This window comes from Pseudoalteromonas sp. MQS005 (assembly GCF_001661605.1).
Taxonomy (GTDB): Bacteria; Pseudomonadota; Gammaproteobacteria; order Enterobacterales; family Alteromonadaceae; genus Pseudoalteromonas; species Pseudoalteromonas tetraodonis.
Window position 1 is genome coordinate 1 of record NZ_LYRQ01000001.1, and the last position, 22,180, is coordinate 22,180.

Sequence of the window (22,180 nt, forward strand, 5' to 3'; positions counted from 1 at the left end):
CTTCTTATTTTTTTTCTATAACATTATGATCTTGTTGTGTACCATTATTAATGTCGAGTACCTAACCTCTGCAACAGGAAGAACATTTTTTATATATGTTTTTGGTTTCTGTGTTTTCATGTTTTTTAATTTATTTGATAGTCATAAATTAGATGGGTTATTTAAGGCTTTGTCATTTACTTTGATTTTACTTGGGGTGGCTCAGTTTATTATACCTGAGCTATTGCCATTGGAGTTGCGGTATGTACCTTCTTTAGTAGAGCCATATCGCCTAGATAGTTTTTGGCTTGGAGGTAATGTCTATTATAAACCTAATGGCGCGGTCGGCAATCCTATTGAATTTGCCGTATTTTGTATTTTAAGCATTTTGTTTATTTTATACAGAAAAGAAAGCATAGGTTGCTTTTCAATATTTGATAAAATCCTTTTAGTGACTTCGTTTACTGCTATTTTGTTTACTCTTTCAAGACTTGGAATTGCTTTAGCGTTAATCGTTTTGATTTTCTATTTCATGCTATCAAGAAGGGCTTTTTATAAAAAAATTGCCTTATTTTCTTTTCTGTTTCTTTTAATAGTTTTATCGTTTGCTTTCAAAGATGATTTTCAGTTAATAAATGCTATTTGGTCACGCTTTGATGGAAGTGATGAGTTGGCTAAAGGCTCAAATTTAGAACACGCTAAGGATTACAAAGCAGTAGTCACATTATTATTAAGCAGCGCCTTTCATTTTTTATTAGGGTATGGTGTAGGTTATAATAATGCCAATAATGTAATAACAGATGGACTTTTATTTATTATAGCCTTGGACTTAGGAATGATAGGTTTAACTCTATTTTCTCTTCTATTAACTTTTCCTGTTCTTATGGTCAATAACATAACAGCATTGAAGTATATCTTATTACTTTTATTTGTATTTTATATTTCTTCTTTTGTTAACTCTGCATTCTTAAATAAAACAGTTTACTTTAGCTTTATGTTTATTGTTTCACACATAATTATTAGGCAAAAGCAGCCAAGTTTAAATGGGTAATATTTTATGAAAGGGTTGTACATTGGTGTTGTTTCCCATGGTCATTTTAACATTATTAAAAAGTTAGGGTGTTTAGCTCATTTATCATTAAATCATATAGAGGTTGGTATACTTGATAATGTTGGTGAAGAAGGTTTTGAGGAGTATTGTAAACACCACGGTATTGATTATCTAAAAAACAGTGTTGCTAAAGGGTTTGGTGAAAATAACAATATCTTATTTAATTATGCTTATAAACAAGGTTATTTAGACGAAAATGGGTACTTTTTAGTTTTAAATCCCGATGTAGCTATTGCTTTCAATATGCTACAAAACCTTGTATATAAAGCATACAAATGTAGGGATGAACTTGTAGCTATTAATTTATTTAAAAATAGTGAGTTTACCGAATCAGACCCATCAGTACGTAATTTTCCAGGCTTCATTGACTTTGCTAAATCACTACTGTTAGGTGTAAACCCAACGTTACTTGATAAGTCTGTCATTAAGGAAAGAACTACTGTTGATTGGGCTGCCGGCTCATTTTTACTCATAAAAGCTGCGGTTTATAAGCGCCTAAATGGTTTTGACGAGCGTTATTTTATGTATTGTGAGGATCTAGATATTTGTTGGCGGGCAAAGCATAGTTTGGGCGTGAATTTATATTTCTACCCAGAAGTAAAAGCACTACATCAAGCTCAGCATGCTAACAGGAAGATAATTTCTAAACATTTTTTTTGGCATATAAAAAGCGTCTTCAGATACCTGCTTTTAAAAAAGTAAGTTAGCTTTATACGGCTATTTATTGCAGCACCCCCTTTCAATTTTCTATTTTAGGTCAATATAAATGAAAGTTTTATTTAAAAACCGTTTTGATGCGTTTACTTCAGTCGGCGGTGATACTGTACAAATGCTAAATACTAAACGTGAACTTGAAGCACTTGGTATTGAAGTGGATATTGATTTAGGAATTACTCGTAATGTAAAACAGTATGATATAGTCCACGTTTTTAACCTGATGCGCTCATATGAGGGATCATTAGCTATATGGCAAGCAAAAGCGGCTAGTGTCCCAGTTGTTTACTCAAGTATTTATTGGGATTTTAGTGAGTTTAATAAAGTGGGGCGACAATCTCAGCTGCATAACTTTTTACATGAACATTTTTCAGAATTTACTGTTGAAAAGTTCAAAGAATCAGTTCGAGGTATCAGAGAGGGGAATGCTTTATCTTATACCCGTTATATGTTATCAACTTTTAAAAAGACATTAGAAGAAGTGGACTTATTCCTACCTAACTCTGTTAATGAAGGTGAATTGATTAGAACAAGAATATTACCCAATGCGCAATACCATGTTGTGCATAATGCTGTAGATAGTGGCATCTTTAATTTACAAAAAGGTCAAGCTAGGAATCAAAAAGCACTTACAGTTGCAAGATTAGATCCTCGAAAAAATGTTGATGCAATTATTAAGTCTAAACTATTACTAGAGGTTGATATATTTGGTGCAAAAGCTCCGAATCATAGTATTTATTACGATAAGTTATTAGAGAGCAAACCTAAAAATATTTCTTTTAAGGGAGCCATTGATAATGCGGAGCTGGCAACAATTTATAACCGTTACTCTATGCATATTTTGCCTTCTTGGTTAGAAACCCCTGGCTTATCTCAGCTTGAGGCTGCTGCTTGTGGATGTAATATAGTGTCTACAGATAGAGGATCTGCAAGTGAGTATTTTGGGGCTTTTGCAGAGTATTGTGACCCGAGTAAACCTGAGACAATAAAGCATGCTGTTGAACGTGTTATAAATAACACGCGGGAGCCAAAAGCGATGAGCGAATTCGTGTTAGATAACTACACCTGGAAAAAAACAGCTGCTCAAACACTTATGGCATACAAGTCAGTATTAGGAGAGAAGTAAATGAGTTATACAAGAAAGGAACTTGCTAACTTTATTGTTAAAAAGTTACAACTTCACATGGATAAGTTAACAGACAGTTATTCTTCAATGCCTAAAATACAATATTTTTATATTGATGATTTATTGCCAGAAGATTTAGCGGCTGCGATATACAATGCTTTTCCTGAACCAAAATCAATGTCATTGAATAAGACATTGAGAGAGTACAAATATATAGCGGCTCAAATGGACCAGTATGATCCCGTATTAGAAGAAATTATCTATGCTTTTCAAATGCCTGAGGTTGTTGCTCTGATAAGCAAAATAGTGGGTAAAGATGATTTATTTCCAGATGATAAGTTATATGCAGGTGGCATATCCTTGATGGGGGAGGGCCATTATTTAAACCCACATCTAGACAACTCACATGATAAAGAGCGAGAATTATGGCGTGCATTTAATTTATTATATTATGTATCACCTGATTGGAAGCTTGAAAATGGAGGAAATTTAGAACTCTGGCCTGATGGAGTTAAGGGTAATTCTATTACGTTAGAAAGTAAATTTAATCGTTTAATTGTGATGGCTACTCATAACAACTCATGGCATTCAGTGTCTCCTATTAAAGTAGATAGAACACGCTGCTGTGTTTCTAACTATTACTTTGCTACTAACCCAGTAGATGCGGAAGACTCCTTTCATGTAACTTCATTCCGAGGTCGCCCAGAGCAAAAGATTGTTGATATTTTACTAAGAGGGGATGCTAAAGTTCGTAACTTAATCCGTAAACTATTTACAAAAGGGATAAAAGAAACATCTCATTACTATAAGAAAGAAGATTAGAACGTTTGTTATTTTAACGCTTCAATTCTTAAAAAACTCGTAAGGTACAAAATGCATAAAGGAATTATATTAGCCGGTGGAAGTGGCACACGTCTTTACCCACTGACAAAAGTTGTTAGCAAGCAACTTATGCCTGTTTATGATAAGCCTATGGTTTATTATCCGCTTGCTACACTAATGCAAGCTGGCATTCAAGAGATACTGATTATTTCAACACCCAATGAAATTCATCGCTTTGAGGAGCTCTTAGGTGATGGCTCAAACTTCGGTGTGTCGATATCTTATCAAGTTCAATCAAGTCCTGATGGTTTAGCGCAAGCTTTTATATTGGCTGAAGAGTTTTTAGATGGCGCTCCTGCGGCATTGGTGCTTGGTGATAACATGTTTTATGGACATGACTTGGTGAAGTCACTAAAAAATGCTAATGCACAACAAAGCGGCGGAACTGTATTTGGCTATCATGTTTCCAATCCTAAATCTTACGGTGTTGTTGAGTTTAACGACTCAGGTATGGCTATTTCTATTGAAGAAAAACCTGTTGAGCCTAAGTCTAACTACGCCGTTCCTGGTTTATACTTTTTTGATGAGCGCGTAGTTGAATTTGCTAAAAATGTTAAACCATCGGCTCGTGGTGAACTGGAAATCACTGAAGTTATTGATCAGTATTTGAAAGCAGGTGAGTTAAAAGTTGAAATTATGGGCCGTGGTACAGCTTGGCTTGATACGGGTACTCATGACGATTTACTCGCAGCAGCGCAATTTATTGCCACTATTGATAAGCGCCAAGGCTTAAAAGTTAACTGTCCTGAGGAGGTTGCTTTCCGCAATGGTTGGCTAAGTGCGGATAAACTGCGAGAAATAGCACAGCCTCTGCGCAAGAGCGGCTATGGTGAATATTTATTAAAACTAATCGATGAGCGTATATTTTAATGAATTATATTGATACAGCTATACCTGACGTTAAAATTATTGAACCAAATGTGTTCGGTGATGATCGTGGTTTTTTTATGGAAACATTTCGCGTTGATGAATTTACTGTACATTGTGCTGAGCGCAGTTTTGTGCAAGATAATCACAGCAAATCTAGCCACGGAATACTTCGCGGTTTACATTACCAAACTCAAAACACTCAAGGTAAGTTAGTACGTGTTACGTCGGGCGAAGTGTATGATGTTGCGGTTGATATGCGCAAATCATCACCTACTTTTGGTCAACATGTTGGTGTAGTACTTTCTGGTGATAACAAACGTCAGTTATGGGTGCCAGAGGGTTTTGCGCATGGCTTTTATGTGATGAGTGACTCGGCAGAGTTTGTTTATAAATGTACAGATTATTACGCGCCAGAGTACGAAGTTTCGTTATTGTGGAACGATCCTGCCTTAAACATTCAGTGGCCGTTGGTTGATGGTAAAGCCCCTTTATTAGCTTCAAAAGATGAAGCTGGGCTTTTATTTAAAGATGCGCCAACATTTGCCTCTAAGTTTGAGTGAATGCATACTTTATGAAAATAATCGTTATAGGTAAGTCGGGGCAATTGGCTTGGGAGTTAAGTCAGCTTATACCCCCTGAACATGAAATAGTTTGTTTAGGGCGCAATGATATTGCTCTGCAAAGCGTTACAGCAATAACAGAATGTTTACAGCAGCAAAAAGCCGGTGGTGTTATTAATGCTTCTGCCTATACTGCAGTTGATAAGGCTGAAAGTGATGTTGATAATGCCTATGCGCTTAATGCCAATGCAGTAGGTAATTTAGCACAGGCCTGTAAAACGCTAGCAGTGGCTTTTGTGCATATATCTACCGACTTTGTTTTTCATGGTGATAAAGGTGTGCCATATTTACCTGATGATGAAATAAATCCATTAGGAGTTTATGGTGCTAGCAAAGCCCAAGGCGAGCAGTTAATCACCAAGCTTTACCCTGAGCGAAGCTGTATTATTCGCACCTCTTGGGTGTATTCAACACACGGTAATAACTTTGTAAAAACTATGCTGCATTTAATGCGCACTAAACCTGAGCTTGGTGTTATTAGTGATCAAATAGGTTCACCTACTTATGCTAAAGGGTTAGCAAAAGCTTGTATGGCGAGCTTAGCAAATGCTGTTACTGGTATTCACCATTACACCGATACTGGCGTTGCGAGCTGGTTTGATTTTGCTGTTGCGATTCAACGTATTGGTTTTGAACTTGGCTTGTTAGATAAAATAATACCAATAAAACCTATTACTACCGAACAATATCCAACACCTGCTAAACGCCCGAATTACAGCGTGCTAGATAAAAGTAGTTTAACGAATGCTTTGCCTGAACTTACCTTTAGTCATTGGCAAGCAGAATTACACACTATGATGACTGCCTTAAAAGCTGAGAAGTCTTAGTTTTATCACATTAACTTAACGTTAGAACGTAGTGTTTATATAGAGAATTATTATGAAAAAATTATTAGTTACAGGTGGTGCTGGTTTTATTGGCGCTAACTTTGTTCATTATTGGATGAAGAAATATACAGCCGACAAAGTTGTTGTACTTGATGCACTAACTTACGCAGGTAATATTGCTAATTTAGACAGTGTTAAAAATGAAGCTAACTTTACTTTTGTGCACGGTAACATTTGCGATCAAGCGTTAATTGAAAACTTATTGATTGATCACGGTATTGATACTTTAGTTCACTTTGCAGCAGAGTCGCATGTTGACCGCTCGATTACAGGGCCTGATGCTTTTATTGAAACTAATATTCTCGGTACCTATAGCTTGCTTAAAGCCGCTAAAAAAGTGTGGTTAGACGGTGAAAGAATACTTGAAGGGCATCGTTTCCATCATGTATCTACCGATGAAGTGTATGGCACGCTTTCACCTACCGACCCCGCTTTTACAGAGGATACGGCATACGCACCGAATTCACCTTACTCTGCTAGTAAGGCAGCAAGTGACCATTTAGTACGTGCATATCATCATACTTATGGTTTAAATGTAACGACAAGTAATTGTTCAAATAACTATGGTCCGTTTCATTTTCCTGAAAAATTAATTCCGTTAGTGATTACCAATATTTTGCATGATAAAGCCTTACCTATTTACGGTGATGGCCAACAAATACGTGATTGGCTATACGTTGAAGACCATGCATATGGTATCGACTTAGTATTAAAAAAAGGCAGAATTGGTGAAAACTATAATATTGGTGGTGATAATGAGTGGGCCAATATTGATATAGTAAAAACAATATCAAAGTTAGTTGAACAAGAATTTGTGAAAAATAAAGAGCTGGCCAATCGTTTTCCAAATGCAAAAGCAGCGATGGCACAAAATACAGAGTCACTTATTACTTATGTAAAAGACAGACTTGGGCATGATCGGCGTTATGCTATTGATGCCACTAAAACTAACAACGAATTAAGCTACCAACCAAAAGAGTCTTTTGAAACAGGCATTGCAAAAACCGTTACTTGGTATTTGAACAATGAGCAATGGTGGCAGAGCGTGATGGATGGCTCGTACCAAAACTGGATAGCTGAGCAGTACTCATAAATTAGTTAATTCATTGGGATAAGCTATAATTTACCCCACATTTATACAAGTAGTGCGAATAATTTAATAAAGTGTAACAACTGCAAATAGCCTATAAATTGTACTAATTGTTAACAGACAGGAACTCTGATGTTTTTAGATCTACTTTTTACCTTCTTCATTGCCTTCGCAATTTTATTTTTAATGCGTAAAGTTGCGCGCAAAGTAGGCCTACTAGATAAACCATCAGGGCGAAAGCTGCATTCAGGTAATATCCCGCTTGTTGGTGGGATCTCTATATGTATTACTATTATACACTATATATACTCACACCCAGGTATGATTAACCATGCCAATTTATACATGCTTTGTATATGTGGTTTAACGGCTGTTGGCGCATTGGACGACCGCTTTGATTTAAGTGTAAAAATACGTATGTTAGTACAAGCGCTCATATCTATAGCGATGATTTATTTTGCTAATGCCGAGATGCATAGCTTAGGAAACTTATTAGGCTTTGGTGTTATTGAGCTTGGAATGTTTGGTTCTTTGATCACAATATTTGCGGTAATAGGCTGCATTAACGCCTTTAACATGGTTGATGGCATTGACGGCTTGTTAGGTGGTTTATCCATCGTCACATTTGGCAGCGTGGGTATATTGTTGTTTCTCTCTGGTGAGCAAAGCTTAAGTTATTTGTGTTTATTGCTCGTTGTTTGCATGATCCCATATATTTTAATGAACTTAGGGCTAGTAGGCCATAAACGAAAAGTATTTATGGGCGACGCAGGTAGCATGATGATTGGTTTTACCGTTATTTGGTTGCTAATTGGTGCAAGCCAAGCTGAGGGTAACCCGATGATTCGCCCGGTAACTGCATTATGGCTTATTGCTGTGCCACTAATGGATATGGTTTCAATAATGATACGTAGGGTTAAACAAGGTAAATCACCTTTTAAACCCGACCGCGATCATTTACACCATATTTGCCAGCGCTTAGGTTGCTCATCTTTACAAACATTGACACTAATCTGTTTAACTGCATCATTGTTTGCTGGTATAGGTATTGTCGGTGAAATACTATTATTACCAGATTACATTATGTTTTATGGGTTTATAATCTTATTTGTTATTTACTTAGCTTTGTTAGCAAATCACTATACAGTGACCAACTTTATTAGGCGTAAACTCAATTTACCAGAGTTGACATTTAAGAGTTAACTTTATTTAAGAGCCGAAATTTTCGTATCATTGGTGATTTGTAGCGTTACAAAGCGGCATTATAGAGAGAATTGATGTTATGGATTTTTATTCTAAACGTTTTTTAATTCCTTACCATGTTTATACATTTTAGTGTTGATAATATTAGTTTATTGGGTTGATAAAGTAAAAAACAGGATATTTTATGAGTAATACAGTTGTATATGTTTCGGGAACGTTTGATTTATTCCACAGTAATCATTTAAAAATGATTACTTATGGTAGAGGTTTAGGTGACACTTTAATAGTGGGTGTGAGTACAGACGAGCTCGTATGCTCATATAAAAAACCACCTGCAGTACCATTTGAAGAGCGAATAGCTATTGTTGAGGGTCTTAAAGGCCCTGATGTTGTAATACCGCAACGCACCTTAGATCATCATGAGACAATTGAAAACCTAAATATAGATGTTTTTGTTATTGGAGATGATTGGAAGGGGAAGTACGATTACTTAAAAAAACAAGGTGTTAAAGTTTTTTATTTTCCTTACGGGGCTGGAGTTAGCTCGACGAATTTAAAGAAAAAAATATATGACGAATATAAGAAGCTTATTGAGTCAAGTGATGTACATCCAATTCCAGAGCCTAAGTCATGAAAGTTTTAATAACAGGTGGTAACGGGGACTTAGCTAGTTTTTTATCGGATGAGCTCAATCGCTTGGGTTATCTAGTTGATGCCCCAAATAGGCTGGAGTTAAATGTTAGTGAACCAAGCTCTGTAGAAATGTACTTTAAAGATAAAAAATATGATGTTGTCATTAATGCTGCTGGAACTCTATACTCAAGCTTAATTGCTGATTCAGATCCTCGTTTATGGATAAAGGATATCGAAGTAAACTTGATAGGAACTTATTTAGTTTCGAGAATGGCTATAAAAGAAAATGCTGCTGTTCAGCTATTCAATATAGCGTCCACAGCTGCTTTTAATAATTATAAAGATTGGACCTCTTACTGCTCAGCTAAAGCTGGAGTTGTAACATTATCTAAAGGTCTTCACCTAGATGGTTATAATATTAATGTTTTTTGTCCAGGAGCAATTGAGACTAAATTACGTTCAAGTCTAACTATTAATAACCCTAATGTTATGACTATAGAAGAGGGGGCTGCTCCAATTTTAAAAGCATTGCTAGAAGGAGATAACGGTAAGCTATACTTCTATAGGAAGCATGAGTACAGGGAAGAGTTACTTCCAAATTAATATTTAGTATTTTATGGTCGGTGCTGGTGGCGAAATACAGCTAACAGATGCGATTGATACGTTAATGGAAAGCGAAACGGTAGAAGCGTTTCATATGAGCGGCCGCTCACACGACTGTGGCGACAAACTCGGTTATTTAAAAGCAATTGTAGAATACAGCATGCGCCATGAAACTTTGGGTGATGAGTTTACTGAATATATGAAAGAGTTGCTTAAAGGGTAAAGGTGCTAGGGGCCAGGTACTAGGTAGAGATTAAGCCAAGCATGGTTTTAAAATTCACGGTAGTGGGTTGCCGGTAACGGGCAACGAGTAATGGGCTACGGACCTAAATCCTAATACCGACGCGGGGTGAACCCGCTGCTACAGGTATAAAAAAACCTTGCAATGTTAACCGCAAGGTTTTTAAATACCTAAAACCTAAAACCTAAAACCTAAAACCTAAAACCTAAAACCTAAAACCTAAAACCTAACTATCAGGCTCGCATCAATTCCGTGAGTAGTTTACAATGGCAAGTTCGGTTTGATAAATGCTGGCGACTGCTCGTTAAGCTAAGGTTACGGGATATAATATGGAAAATTGGTATTTAGTTATGTGCAAGCCCCGACAAGAGGAAAGGGCAAAAACTAACTTAACCAACCAAGGGATTGAGGCATTTTACCCCAAATTAACAACAGAAAAGCTGGTTAAAGGTCGTCGTACTGTTAAACAGCTCGCTTTGTTTCCTAATTACTTGTTTGTTCGTCTTAAATTAAACAGCGGAAATTTTTCTGCTGTAAAAAATACCCGCGGGATCGGTGGGTTTGTATCTTATGGTGCGAGTTATCAAGTGGTACCCAATTTTTTAATTGAGCAATTACAAAGTGAATGTTCAAAAACCGTTGAGTCAACAATACCAAAAGCGGGTGATGTAGTGAGTGTTAATAATGACTCTTTTAAAGGTATACAGGCAATTTACAAAGAACCCGACGGCGATATGCGCAGTATTTTATTAATTAACTTACTTAACAAACAAATAGAAATGAGCGTAGACAATAAAGATATTGAATCTTAGATAAAAGTGATGGTGCTAGGTTCTAGGTATAGATTAAGCCAAGTGCGGTGTTAAAGTTCATGGTAACGAGCTCCGGGCGATGGGCATCGAGCAACGAGCCTAGAACTTAGGGCAGCGGGCAACGAGTTACGAGCCTAGCACCTAGAACCTAGGCCCTCGAACCTAACCCTAATACCGACGCGGGGTGAACCCGCTGCTACGGATATAAAAACCTTGCGATATTAACCTTAAGGTTTTTAAATACCTTGAACCTTGAACCTTGAACCTTGAACCTTGAACCTTGAACCTTGAACCTTGAACCTTGAACCTCGAACCTCGAACCTATCCCTTGCCAATTTCTACCGTCACCTCATCTCCCAATATTTCTCTGTATTTTGCTGCGAGTGTATTTTTAGCGTCATCATCGCCGTGAACTATTTTTATATGGTGGGGCTTTTTGCGCATACCGGTTACAAATTTGATGAGACCGGCTTGATCTGCATGCAAACTTGTACATGCTCTGTATTTGCGGGTTAACAGCGGTAGGCGCATTAGACGACCGTTTTGATTTAAGCGTAAAAATACGCATGTTAGTGCAAGCGTTAATATCTGTAGCTATGATTTACTTTGCTAATGCAGAACTACATACATTGGGAAATTTACTTGGTTTTGGCGCTATTGAGCTAGGACTATTTGGTGGTGTGGTAACTGTACTTGCTGTTATTGGGTGTATTAATGCATTTAACATGGTTGATGGTATTGATGGCCTATTAGGTGGCTTATCAATAGTGACTTTTGCGAGTATTGGTATATTACTTTTATTAGCGGGTGAACAAAGCCTAAGTTATTTATGTTTGTTATTGGTAGTGTGTATGGTGCCTTATATACTATTAAACTTGGGCTTTGTTGGTCATAAGCGTAAAGTGTTTATGGGTGATGCGGGAAGCATGATGATTGGCTTTACTGTTATTTGGTTGCTTATAGGCGCAAGCCAAACGGCTGGTAACCCCATGATTCGACCTGTTACAGCACTATGGTTAATTGCAGTGCCGTTAATGGATATGGTTGCAATTATGGTGCGCCGAGTTAAGCATGGTAAGTCTCCATTTAAGCCAGACCGTGAGCATTTACATCATATTTGCCAACGCTTAGGCTTTTCATCACTACAAACATTAACTCTAATTTGCTTTATTTCTTCGGTTTTTGCCGCGGTGGGGATTGTTGGTGAAGTTTTATTAGTTCCTGAGTTTGTTATGTTTTATGGTTTTATTGCTATCTTTACTGTGTACCTTATTTTTTTAATAAACTATTGCACTGTAATGAATTACTTCCGACGCAAGCTAAATTTACCTGAAAAACAGTTTTCATCAAACTAGTATATTTTTTCTAAAACAACGAGTTAGCAACTCGGTGTTTTACTTTCTGAAATATTTATAACTTACTCTACCTACTTTTAGCTGATTCAGGCTGTATATATTTAGCTATGCTACTTTTGTAAGCAAATATACTCACTTATATTAAAGGACCATTTGTGAAAGCTGTAATTCCTGTTGCCGGTTTAGGCACCCGTATGTTGCCAATGACTAAGGCAATCCCTAAAGAAATGCTCCCCTTGGTTGATAAACCGCTTATTCAATACATAGTAAATGAATGTGTGGCGGCGGGTATTAAAGAAATTGTGCTCGTGACACATAGCTCTAAAAATGCCATTGAAAACCATTTTGATACCAGTTTTGAGTTAGAAGCCACGCTAGAAAAACGTGTAAAACGTACTTTGCTAGATGAGGTGCGCTCTATTTGCCCAGCAGATGTTACTATTATGCACGTTCGCCAAGGTGAAGCTAAAGGCTTAGGGCACGCTATTTTATGTGCTAAGCCAATAGTTGGTGATAGTGACTTTGTTGTGGTTTTACCCGATGTAATTTTAGATGCTTATACAGCAGATCAAAAAACTGAAAACTTAGCGGCGATGATCGCACGTTTTAAGCAAACCCATGCCAGCCAAATTATGTTAGAGCCCGTTGCTATTGAAGATGTAAGTAAGTATGGCATTGCTGATATTAATGGTGTAGAGCTTGCTGCTGGTGAAAGTGCAGCAATTAAAAGAATGGTTGAAAAACCAGCCGCAGAGGTTGCTCCTTCAAACTTAGCCGTTGTTGGTCGTTATGTTCTAAGTAAAAATATTTGGCCATTACTCGCTAAAACTCATGTAGGCGCAGGTGGTGAAATACAGCTTACAGACGCGATTGATGCATTATTGGCTATTGATACGGTAGAAGCGTTTCATATGAGTGGCCGCTCACACGACTGTGGTGATAAACTCGGCTATTTAAAAGCGATTGTAGAATACAGCATGCGCCATGAAACGTTAGGTGCTGAGTTTACTGAATATATGAAAGAGTTGGTTAAAGGGTAACGGGCGACGGGCATCGGGTAACGAGCTACGAGCTTCAGGCCTCCAGCCTAGAACTTCGAATTAACCAGTTGGGTTAATGGTTTTATGTTCTCGTTTACTCCTCATTCACTTCTCTTTGTGAATAAGATCTTAAAATATTTATGCACAAAGAGTTTAAGAGACGCAGCGCTTTTAGAGGAAGTTACGGGCTGCGAACCTCGGGCCTCGAACCTAAATTCTAATACCGACGCGGGATGAACCCGCTGCTACAGGTATAAAAAAACCTTGCGATATTAGCCGTAAGGTTTTTAAATATCTGGAACCTGGAACCTGGAACCTGGAACCTGGAACCTTGAACCTTGAACCTTGCAGCTCGAACCTAGCAGCCTTTTAAGCCCGACCTCGCAGCGCAGAAATACAACTTGCCAGCATGACAAACCCTAATGACATTTTAAACGCCAATGAAATGGTGCTCATTAGTGCGTAGCTATTTTGCGCTGAGAAGGTGCTGTCACCAAGGTAATAATGCACAATTAAGTTGATTAAGCTCATGCCAAATAAATTACCAATAGTGCGTGATAAGTTCATTGAGGAAGACGCCACACCTAGCTCACTTTTATCCACTGCACCCATAATGGCATTGTTGTTAGGGGTCGAAAATAAGCCAAACCCAATCCCTAATAATAACAGTGAGCCACTAATGTAAGCGGTGCTTGAACTAACCGATAACTGGGATAACAGGAAAAATCCAACCAGAACAATTACACAGCCTAGCGTGGCTAGTAAGCGTGGTTGTATTTTATCGGCAAGTTTACCTGCTAGGGGCGCCATGATAGCCATTGAAACCGCTTGTAGTAATACTATTTGTCCTGCATGTACGGGGCTTAATCCTTTTATATATTGCAGGTACAAACTTAACAAAAAGGCCAGTGAAAAGTTACTGGCATACATGAGAAACGAAGTAGTCAACGATAGGCTGAACACACGACTTTCTAAAAACATTTGTACTCTAATTAAGGGGCGCCGACTGCGACTTTGGTGAACAATAAATAGCATTAAACAAATGATTGAAAGTGCGGTTAATAGCCAGCCAGCTACATTTGGTAAATCACTTAATCCTAATACTAAGCACAGTGCAAAGAGCGAGAAAATAACCATGCCCCACCAGTCAAACGGTGATTTTTTATCGTTTTTCCATTCGCCATGTAAAAATAGTTTAATGGCAATAAGTAGCATAAGTACCAAGGGGATTTGCGAGTAAAACACGGCGCGCCATCCCCATATTTCAGTGAGCCAGCCACCAACCGCAGGCGCTGCACTGAGTCCTATGTATACACACGCCGCAGAGATGCCCAGTGCCATTCCGCGTTTATTATCAGGCGTGACAGAGGTGATAATGGCAACGCCTATACCAAAAATCATGGCGCCTGCAGCCCCTTGTATAAAGCGCCAAAAAAGCACCCACTCAATAGAGTTTGCTAACGCACACATTAGCGAGGCCAGTGCATTTAAGCCTAAACCAAATGCATACACGCGTTTGCGACCATAGTTGTCTGCTATTTTACCGCACGGCAGCATAAAGATAACGCTACTGAGTAAATACAAGGTGGGCATCCACGCAATCATTTTTGCGCTTGCGTGTAAATCTTCAGCAAGGTCAGGAATAGCGATATTAACGCCTGCCATGCCAAGCGGTCCAATAATAGAGCCGCTACAAACGATAATAAGTGCAATCGTAGTGGGGGGGAGATTAAACAAGAGGTATCCTTTTATTTACTGGCCTTAAAATGATACGTGAATATACTTGCTTGTACAGGATTTAAAGGGCAGCGGGTTGCGGGCGACGAGCGGTGGGCAACGGGCTATGGGCTGCGAGCTACGAGTTACGAGTTACGAGCCTAGAGCTAAACACCGAACCTCAAACCTAAAGCCTAAATCCTGCGCGAGGTAAACTCCCGCCTACGGGCAAGTTAATATGGGTGTGTGAATGTAGGCGTGGCTTTATACCGCGTATTTTACGTTTTGGATTAAAGGTTAAAGGTTGAGATTAAGCCAAGCACGGTGTTTGGATTGAACGTAGGCGGGGCTTTATGCCGCGCACTGGTAGCTTTATGTCGCGTCAAAGGTAAAAAATTATTCACCACAGAGGTCACAGAGGTCACAGAGGAAGTGATTAAAAGTAAAAACAGTTAGCTGTCAGCGTTCAAAAAGGTATTACTCTGTGTAGCGCGAAGCGCCTCGGTGCTCTCTGTGGTTCAAAAATAAATATTTTAGGTTAAAGGCGAATGGTTAAAGTAAAAGAGCAGGTTTTAGAAATCAGATAGCAGACAGCAGATAGTAGAAATCAGACATCAAGCAGAGTCGAACCTATTTTTTAAGCTAGTTAGCATAGCTGCTAACTCTTTTGTTTCTAAAACCCATACTTGGCTTATACCTTTTGGTAAATAGCCAATTTCATCCCCAATATAGATTTGGGTGCGCGCTTCACCTAGTGAGGCGCGTGCAATATCAATAAAGCGGCTTTTTTCTTTAAAGCTTTCTCTGCAAACCCCCTCAGCTATATTGCTGGGAACCGATAGCGCAGACCGAGTTAACTGATCTCTAAACCCATAATCTTTTAAATTAGCGGTAGATTTATAAATTTCACAACTTAGTTTTACAGATCTTTTCCATACATCTAAATGCTCAAAGTTCATTACGATCTCCTAGGTTAAAATAAGACTTCTGATATCTGACTTCTTATTTTACTGTTATTTATCCCTTGCCAATTTCTACCGTCACCTCATCTCCCAATATTTCTCTGTATTTTGCTGCGAGTGCATTTTTAGCGTCATCATCGCCGTGAACTATTTTTATATGGTGGGGCTTTTTGCGCATACCTGTTACAAATTTGATGAGACCGGCCTGATCTGCATGAGCACTATAACCGCTTATAGTGTGTATTTTGGCGTTAATATTCACCCTAGTATTATTTATCAACACGTAGCCATTTTTTGGTCCGTAGGTTTGTATGTCGCGACCTAATGTACCGCGCCCTTGGTAACCTACAAAGAGTACGTCGGTGGTTTTGTCGGTTAAAAATCGCTCTAAGTAATTAACTATACGCCCGCCGGTGCACATACCGCTTGCTGCTAAAATAATGGCAGGTGTTTGGCGGCTGGCTAAGTAATTTATTAACGCTAAGTGCTCGCTATGGGTGTTTATTGTAGTGAGGTTTTCAAAGTCGAGTGGGTGACGACCTTTGGCTACTTTTTGTTTGGCTTCTTCATCCCATAAATATTTAAATTTTCGGTACTGCTGAGTAAAGTTAGCTGCCATGGGGGAGTCGAGTATTACTTGTATTGTGCGCCAAGGTGAGTTTTTAGCAGAAGCATGAACAAGTTGTTCAAGTTCGTATAACAGCTCTTGCGTGCGGCCAATACTAAAGGCAGGCACAAGTACTACGCCGTTGTCGGCAACGGCGCGTTCAATCACGTTTTTTAAGGTTTGCGTACGCTGCTTGCGGCCTTGGTGATTTTTATCACCATAAGTTGACTCTATGACTAAGGTATCGGCTTTATAGGGCGCTTTAGGTGCGGGTAGTAAAGGCGTATAGGGCGCCCCTAAATCACCAGAAAAAACCACTCTATGATTATTGCTCGCTTTATAAGGAGGCGTGCTTATGTCTATTTCTAAATAAGCGGAGCCTAAAATATGCCCTGCTCGTTGTAGTCGGGCTTTCGCTGTGTGTTCACCTTTGCAAGGAAGCTCAAACCAGGCTTTAAAGTCTACAGCTACAACTTGTTGTTTAAGCAGCCTTAAGCAGGTATCTATTATTTTTTGGTCTCGCGTAACGCCCACTTTTAATGCATCTTCAATGACTAACGGCAATAAGCTTGCTGATGCGACAGAGGTAAATATTGGCCCTTTAAAGCCAGCCATCAGTAAATAGGGAATTCGGCCAACATGATCAATATGGCAATGGGTAACTATTAATGCGCGAACAGTGTCTATATTAAATTCAATGCTTAGATCATCTACAGAATCTTCACCTTGGAATAGTCCGCAATCAATTAGAAAAGAGCTTTGGTCGTTTATTATCAGCTGGTGGCATGAGCCTGTCACGCCATTTACTGCTCCGTGGTGAAGTATGTGCATTTTATGTCCTTATGTTTTGGCTGCGGGCTGCGGGCTGCGGCTTGAAGCCCGAGCCTAGCACTTAGAGCCTAACGCCTTTATTTTATCGATAAATATAGCAGGTATTTTAATAAGACGGGGCTTTATACCGCAACTGATGGGCCAAGTGCAGCGGGCGACGGGCTCGAAGCTCGCGGCTCGTAGCCCAAAACGTAAGTTAGTGATTTTTTACCACAGAGGTCACAGAGTGCACAGAGGTATTAATTAAAGACAAAAGTTAAAGAGCAGTGATATTAGAACTTAGATGTAAGTAATTGATTTCTCGGTGTAGCGCGCAGCGCCTCGGTGTTCTCTGTGGTTCAAAAAAATTAAAACACTATTTACCACCGAGGTCACAGAGTGCACAGAGGAAGTGATTAAAAATAAAGAGCAGTTATTATGTCAGATATCAGTAATTGATTTCTCGGTGTAGCGCGAAGCGCCTCGGTGTTCTCTGTGGTGCAAAAAAATTAAAACACTATTTACCACAGAGTGCACAGAGGAAGTGATTAAAAATAAAAACTGTTGTTAGATTTTGAGATTTCAGTAATTGAAGCTTTTCTCGGTTTAGTGCTTCGATTTTCACTGTGATTCAAAATAATCCTTTAGACGAGAAAGTGACTATACTGTCAAAATAAATTACAAGGAAGTGGATAAAAATATCAATGGAAACAGATTTACTAACTCATAAGGTTATTGGTTGCGCCATTGAGGTTCATAAAAATTTAGGTCCTGGTTTATTAGAGTCTAGTTATGAAAGTTGCCTAATGTATGAACTAAATCAATCCGGACTGCTAGCTATTGCACAAGCTGAACTACCTATAAAATATAAGAATGTATCAATCGATACAGGTTATAGACTTGATATATTGTTACCGGATAAGCTAATTGTTGAGTTAAAAGCAGTTGATAAATTGCGGCCTATTCATTCTGCTCAGTTGATGACGTATTTAAAGCTGACAGGAATAAGAACAGGTTTACTAGTTAATTTTAATGAAGTTAAGCTCGTTGACGGTATTAAAAGGATCAGAATTTAACTACTTTACTTCCTAAATAATTTCAAGATTAAGAAGTTACAAATGACTGTCTTCTCGGTGTAGCACGAAGCGCCTCGGTGTTCTCTGTGGTGAAAAAATTAAAACACTATTTACCACAGAGGTCACAGAGGAAGTGATTAAATGTAAAGATCAGTTATTGTGTCAAATATCAGAATTTAGATATCAGTAATTGATTTCACGGTGTGGCGCGCAGCGCCTCGGTGTTCTCTGTGGTGCAAAAAAATTAAAACACTATTTACCACCGAGGTCACAGAGTGCACAGAGGAAGTGATTAAAAATAAAGAGCAGTTATTATGTAAGATATCAGTAATTGATTTCTCGGTGTAGCGCGAAGCGCCTCGGTGTTCTCTGTGGTGAAAAAAATTAAATCACTATTTACCACAGAGGCCACAGAGTGCACAGAGGAAGTGATTAAAGGTAAAAGATAAAAAAACAGTTGTTAGATTTTGAAATTTCAGTAATTGAAGCTTTTCTCGGTGTAGCGCGCAGCGCCTCGGTGTTCTCTGTGGTTCAAAAGCGGGCTGCGAACTTACCTACCCACTGCGCGGGGTAAACTCCCGCCTACAGGTATAAAAAAACCTTGCGATATTAACCGCAAGGTTTCTAAATATCTGGAACCTGGAACCTGGAACCTGGAACCTGGAACCTAGCTCTTAAAAGCGTCTTGTAGTGGTGGTACTACTTGCTTTTTACGGCTCAATACGCCGTCTAGCCATACTTTACCGTCTTCTGGTTTTTCACCATAGGCTTGCTCAACTAGGCTGGCATCGTCTGATGCAATTAGCATTTGTGAGCCTTCTTTCATAATGTCGGTCAGAAGTAAAAATACTGAATGACGACCGCCTTCTTCTTTAAGCTTGGCAATGTCGGCTTCAAGGTCAGCTTTAATCTCGTCAAATACTGCAAGGTCAATAACTTCTAACTGACCAATGCCAACAAGGTTACCGTTCATGTTAAAGTCTTTAAAGTCACGCATTACTAAATCACGTACAGGCGTATCTTCAACGGCTGATTTAACGCGGAACATGTCCATGCCTAGTTCTTTAAAGTCTTCAATGCCTGCAATTTCAGCAAGGGCTTCAACACATTTAATATCGGCAGTGGTACAGGTTGGCGATTTAAAAATAACCGTGTCACTTAAAATGGCGCAAAGCATAATGCCGGCAATGTCTTTAGGGATCTCAACGTTGTAGAAGTCATACATCATTTTAATAATGGTGTTTGAACATCCAACAGGGCGGATCCAACACTCAAGCGGTGTTGATGAGGTTAAATCACCTAGTTTATGGTGATCAACCACGCCCACTACGCGAGCTTGGTCGATATCGTCAGGTGCTTGGGTTTTTTCTGTGTGGTCTACAATGTAAACGTCTTCGCCAGCGTAGCTAAGTTTTAGCTCAGGTGCTTCGAAGCCAAATTTATCTAAAATAAACTGTGTTTCTGGTGATACTTCACCAAGGCGGGTTGGAATTGCCGGCTCATCAATTTGGTTTTTTAAATAAGCCAGTGCAATTGCACCACATATTGAATCTGAATCTGGGATTTTATGGCCCACTACATACATTGACATTGACTAAACTCCTTAAAATTTGCCGATATTCTAGCAAAGTATCCAGCTTTTAACATATAGACAGTGCAATTAAGTTTTAGCTAAACTTGAAAATCTTATACAAATTAGGAACTGCATATGCGATTAAGCCGCAAAGGTTGGAACAATGTTATTATTTTTTCTATGTTGATCATGATCTTCTTTTTAAATGGTCTTCATAAAAAGATTGGATCCGATGAAACGCAGGCGCAACTGCAGCCACTACTTCCTGTGCAAAGCTTTGTGTTAACACTTGAATTTAGCGACCAAAAAATTGAGCGCATTGGTACAAGCTGGCGTACTACTGCTTTGATCAAAGAGGTACCGCTTAGTTGGCAAGGTTCAGAGCAGCAACTTAGTGAGCTTGTTTATTTATGGCAAAATACAGCGTTAATGACGACAGCCACACCTGATGCGCTTGATGTTAATAAGCCACTATCGGCAGCGACGTTTGAACTCGCGGGTGAGCCCCTACCTTGGGTGTACTTATTATACGAAGCAAATGGTCAGTATTATCTTCTCGAGAAAACCAGTCAGCGACTAATGTTGCTTGATTTAAGCACTGCCAAGCAATTATTTCCTAGTTTTACCTTTTCATAAGTGAGTTTTTAAATGCCTGAATTACCAGAAGTAGAAGTTAGCCGCATGGGCATTACCCCCCATGTGCTAAACCAAGTCGTTACTAAGGTAAACATTCATAATGCAAGTATGCGCTGGCCTGTGCCAGATGAGGTATACCAACTTGAGGGGTTGGTGGTTAGCAGTATTGAACGCCGCGCAAAATACTTGCTATTAGAATGTGAGCTTGGGGCGGCTATATTGCACTTAGGGATGTCAGGGAACTTGCGCGTTGTAAATAAAACCGAGCCACTTAAAAAACACGACCATGTTGAGTTTATTTTAGCGAACGACAAGGCACTGCGTTTAAACGATCCACGCCGCTTTGGTTGTTGTTTATGGCAAGCACCCAATGAAGAGCACAAGCTACTAGCTAAATTAGGCCCTGAACCACTCACTGATGACTTTTTTGCTAAACGTGTTTATGAGCAATCACGTAATAAAAAAGTGCCCGTTAAGCAGTTTATTATGAATAACGCCGTGGTGGTGGGGGTCGGTAATATTTATGCTAACGAGTCATTATTTAAAGCGGGTATTGACCCTCGTAAAGAAGCCGGAAAGGTAAGCCTTAAACGCTACCAAGCGTTAATCCCAATTATAAAAGACACCTTAGCCGCTGCAATTACTCAAGGCGGCACAACGTTAAAAGACTTTGCCCAAAGTGACGGTAAGCCTGGCTACTTTGCGCAACAGTTATTAGTGTATGGCCGAAAAGGCCAACCTTGTGTAAATTGCGATACCGAATTAACCGAAATTCGCCTAGGGCAACGCAGCACCGTTTTTTGTGAGGTGTGTCAGAAGTAGAGAGTAGCTGTCAGCTGTAAGTTTTCAGCTGTCAGTTAAGACTGGTTACTCACTTGTCTTTATTTTTGCTATCAAGCTTGTTAGCATTTTTGATAGTTGAACAGTTTCATCTAGCCAAGACTTGCCTATGTCAGTATTAATATAGCTAATATCGATGCCAATATATATTTGGGTTCTTGCCTCAGCAAGCGAGGAGCGAGCGATATCTAAAAAGCGTACTTTTTCTTTATCGCTCTCTCTTGTCATACCCTCAGCTATATTACTAGGAACAGATAAACTAGAGCGTATTAGTTGATCTCTAAAGTTAAAGTCTTTGATTGGTTGTGTATTTTTATAAATATTAGCGCTAAGGCGGGCTGAACGCTTCCATACATCTAAGTTTTCAAAGTTCATAATACAAAATCCTTATGCTCAGTTTTTATCCTAGTTGATATTTTATTAACTACAAATATCTATTTTCAGCAAGGAAGTATTTTCTGTTGACTCTAAAGTTATAATTAGCTTTTCTGACCGCTGACCGCTGACCGCTGACCGCTGACCGCTGACCGCTGACCGCTGACCGCTGACCGCTGACCGCTGACCGCTGACCGCTGACCGCTGACCGCTGACCGCTGACCGCTGACCGCTGAGTAATAACTTTTCTTGCGGAAAAAACAACCGGCCGGTAGCAATGTAGTTTAAGTGCTGGTATACTCCCGCGTCTGCCACGTTGCGTTCTATGTCCTCATATAGTTTAGCCACTTGTGAGCGGCGCAAAAGTCTAAAACTCGAAGGGGTTGTAGCAAACTTAGAGCGGTAGTTAAACATAACTA

At 39.1% G+C, this 22,180-nt stretch carries 23 protein-coding genes and 2 pseudogenes; 18 read left to right on the forward strand and 7 right to left on the reverse strand.

Annotation, left to right across the window (positions count from 1 at the left end; genetic code table 11):
* From A9479_RS00005 to rfaH, 13 genes and pseudogenes are all read left to right on the forward strand, one after another.
* On the forward strand, positions 1–1,030 hold a 1,030-nt coding region (locus tag A9479_RS00005; RefSeq protein ID WP_231893533.1), incomplete at its 5' end, for a hypothetical protein.
* A 6-nt stretch (positions 1,031–1,036) separates the two neighbouring features.
* Complete coding sequence (locus A9479_RS00010) at positions 1,037–1,792, forward strand: glycosyltransferase family 2 protein (protein WP_064662381.1); 756 nt, start codon at positions 1,037–1,039, stop codon at positions 1,790–1,792.
* Positions 1,793–1,856: 64 nt separating this feature from the next.
* Positions 1,857–2,930 carry a glycosyltransferase family 4 protein gene (locus tag A9479_RS00015; RefSeq protein ID WP_064662382.1) on the forward strand — a complete coding sequence of 358 codons (1,074 nt, stop codon included), beginning with the start codon at positions 1,857–1,859 and terminating at the stop codon, positions 2,928–2,930.
* A complete protein-coding gene (locus tag A9479_RS00020; protein WP_064662383.1) occupies positions 2,931–3,752 on the forward strand; it encodes a 2OG-Fe(II) oxygenase in 822 nt (273 codons plus the stop codon).
* 51 nt (positions 3,753–3,803) lie between these two features.
* A complete protein-coding gene (gene rfbA, locus A9479_RS00025; protein ID WP_064662384.1) occupies positions 3,804–4,682 on the forward strand; it encodes a glucose-1-phosphate thymidylyltransferase RfbA in 879 nt (292 codons plus the stop codon).
* The gene (rfbC, locus tag A9479_RS00030) at positions 4,682–5,242 is read left to right on the forward strand and encodes a dTDP-4-dehydrorhamnose 3,5-epimerase (protein WP_064662385.1); all 561 of its coding nucleotides are present in this window, start codon (positions 4,682–4,684) and stop codon (positions 5,240–5,242) included. Before rfbA ends, rfbC begins: the two co-directional genes overlap by 1 nt.
* Positions 5,243–5,253: 11 nt before the next feature.
* The gene (rfbD, locus tag A9479_RS00035) at positions 5,254–6,129 is read left to right on the forward strand and encodes a dTDP-4-dehydrorhamnose reductase (protein WP_064662386.1); all 876 of its coding nucleotides are present in this window, start codon (positions 5,254–5,256) and stop codon (positions 6,127–6,129) included.
* 52 nt (positions 6,130–6,181) lie between these two features.
* The gene (gene rfbB / locus A9479_RS00040) at positions 6,182–7,282 is read left to right on the forward strand and encodes a dTDP-glucose 4,6-dehydratase (protein WP_064662387.1); all 1,101 of its coding nucleotides are present in this window, start codon (positions 6,182–6,184) and stop codon (positions 7,280–7,282) included.
* 129 nt (positions 7,283–7,411) lie between these two features.
* Positions 7,412–8,482, forward strand: a complete 1,071-nt coding sequence (gene wecA, locus A9479_RS00045) for a UDP-N-acetylglucosamine--undecaprenyl-phosphate N-acetylglucosaminephosphotransferase (protein ID WP_064662388.1) — start codon at positions 7,412–7,414, stop codon at positions 8,480–8,482.
* A gap of 184 nt (positions 8,483–8,666) precedes the next feature.
* The gene (locus A9479_RS00050) at positions 8,667–9,116 is read left to right on the forward strand and encodes an adenylyltransferase/cytidyltransferase family protein (RefSeq protein ID WP_064662389.1); all 450 of its coding nucleotides are present in this window, start codon (positions 8,667–8,669) and stop codon (positions 9,114–9,116) included.
* Positions 9,113–9,718, forward strand: coding sequence for an SDR family oxidoreductase (locus A9479_RS00055; RefSeq protein ID WP_064662390.1), 606 nt, complete (start codon positions 9,113–9,115; stop codon positions 9,716–9,718). Before A9479_RS00050 ends, A9479_RS00055 begins: the two co-directional genes overlap by 4 nt.
* A 16-nt stretch (positions 9,719–9,734) precedes the next feature.
* Positions 9,735–9,941 (forward strand): annotated as a pseudogene (locus A9479_RS00060) (UTP--glucose-1-phosphate uridylyltransferase); the annotation flags it as partial.
* Between the two features lie 347 nt (positions 9,942–10,288).
* Positions 10,289–10,771 carry a transcription/translation regulatory transformer protein RfaH gene (gene rfaH, locus A9479_RS00065; RefSeq protein WP_064662392.1) on the forward strand — a complete coding sequence of 161 codons (483 nt, stop codon included), beginning with the start codon at positions 10,289–10,291 and terminating at the stop codon, positions 10,769–10,771.
* Between the two features lie 321 nt (positions 10,772–11,092).
* On the opposite strand, the pseudogene A9479_RS19570 reads toward rfaH, so the two are convergent.
* Positions 11,093–11,260 (reverse strand): annotated as a pseudogene (locus A9479_RS19570) (MBL fold metallo-hydrolase RNA specificity domain-containing protein); the annotation flags it as partial.
* Between the two features lie 5 nt (positions 11,261–11,265).
* Between A9479_RS19570 and wecA (A9479_RS00070) the strand changes: the two are divergent.
* Together wecA (A9479_RS00070) and galU are read left to right on the forward strand one after the other, a co-directional pair.
* Positions 11,266–12,126 (forward strand): UDP-N-acetylglucosamine--undecaprenyl-phosphate N-acetylglucosaminephosphotransferase, encoded by an 861-nt coding sequence (gene wecA, locus A9479_RS00070; RefSeq protein WP_082918282.1) that lies wholly within the window; start codon positions 11,266–11,268, stop codon positions 12,124–12,126.
* A 155-nt stretch (positions 12,127–12,281) separates the two neighbouring features.
* Positions 12,282–13,166, forward strand: a complete 885-nt coding sequence (gene galU / locus A9479_RS00075) for a UTP--glucose-1-phosphate uridylyltransferase GalU (protein WP_064662393.1) — start codon at positions 12,282–12,284, stop codon at positions 13,164–13,166.
* A gap of 369 nt (positions 13,167–13,535) precedes the next feature.
* Here galU and A9479_RS00080 read toward each other — a convergent pair whose 3' ends face one another.
* From A9479_RS00080 to A9479_RS00090, 3 genes are all read right to left on the reverse strand, one after another.
* Positions 13,536–14,903, reverse strand: a complete 1,368-nt coding sequence (locus A9479_RS00080) for an MFS transporter (protein WP_064662394.1) — start codon at positions 14,901–14,903, stop codon at positions 13,536–13,538.
* Positions 14,904–15,496: 593 nt separating this feature from the next.
* Positions 15,497–15,841 (reverse strand): four helix bundle protein, encoded by a 345-nt coding sequence (locus tag A9479_RS00085; protein ID WP_013464033.1) that lies wholly within the window; start codon positions 15,839–15,841, stop codon positions 15,497–15,499.
* 58 nt (positions 15,842–15,899) lie between these two features.
* On the reverse strand, positions 15,900–17,282 hold the full coding sequence (locus A9479_RS00090) for an MBL fold metallo-hydrolase RNA specificity domain-containing protein (protein ID WP_064662395.1): 1,383 nt from the start codon (positions 17,280–17,282) through the stop codon (positions 15,900–15,902).
* A gap of 683 nt (positions 17,283–17,965) precedes the next feature.
* Between A9479_RS00090 and A9479_RS00095 the strand changes: the two genes are divergently transcribed.
* On the forward strand, positions 17,966–18,337 hold the full coding sequence (locus tag A9479_RS00095) for a GxxExxY protein (RefSeq protein ID WP_064662396.1): 372 nt from the start codon (positions 17,966–17,968) through the stop codon (positions 18,335–18,337).
* A gap of 667 nt (positions 18,338–19,004) precedes the next feature.
* On the opposite strand, the gene A9479_RS00100 is transcribed toward A9479_RS00095, so the two are convergent.
* Positions 19,005–19,928, reverse strand: a complete 924-nt coding sequence (locus tag A9479_RS00100; RefSeq protein WP_013464036.1) for a manganese-dependent inorganic pyrophosphatase — start codon at positions 19,926–19,928, stop codon at positions 19,005–19,007.
* A 117-nt stretch (positions 19,929–20,045) separates the two neighbouring features.
* On the opposite strand from A9479_RS00100, the gene A9479_RS00105 reads away from it, so the two are divergent.
* Together A9479_RS00105 and mutM are read left to right on the forward strand one after the other, a co-directional pair.
* Positions 20,046–20,546, forward strand: a complete 501-nt coding sequence (locus A9479_RS00105; RefSeq protein ID WP_064662397.1) for a hypothetical protein — start codon at positions 20,046–20,048, stop codon at positions 20,544–20,546.
* 12 nt (positions 20,547–20,558) lie between these two features.
* On the forward strand, positions 20,559–21,368 hold the full coding sequence (gene mutM, locus A9479_RS00110; protein ID WP_064662398.1) for a bifunctional DNA-formamidopyrimidine glycosylase/DNA-(apurinic or apyrimidinic site) lyase: 810 nt from the start codon (positions 20,559–20,561) through the stop codon (positions 21,366–21,368).
* A 45-nt stretch (positions 21,369–21,413) separates the two neighbouring features.
* Here the strand turns inward: mutM and A9479_RS00115 are convergent, their stop codons facing one another.
* Together A9479_RS00115 and A9479_RS20210 are read right to left on the reverse strand one after the other, a co-directional pair.
* Positions 21,414–21,761 (reverse strand): four helix bundle protein, encoded by a 348-nt coding sequence (locus tag A9479_RS00115; protein WP_064662399.1) that lies wholly within the window; start codon positions 21,759–21,761, stop codon positions 21,414–21,416.
* A 104-nt stretch (positions 21,762–21,865) separates the two neighbouring features.
* Positions 21,866–22,039: a hypothetical protein gene (locus tag A9479_RS20210; RefSeq protein ID WP_369118550.1), complete on the reverse strand. Its 174-nt coding sequence runs from the start codon at positions 22,037–22,039 to the stop codon at positions 21,866–21,868.
* Between the last annotated feature and the right edge of the window lie 141 nt (positions 22,040–22,180).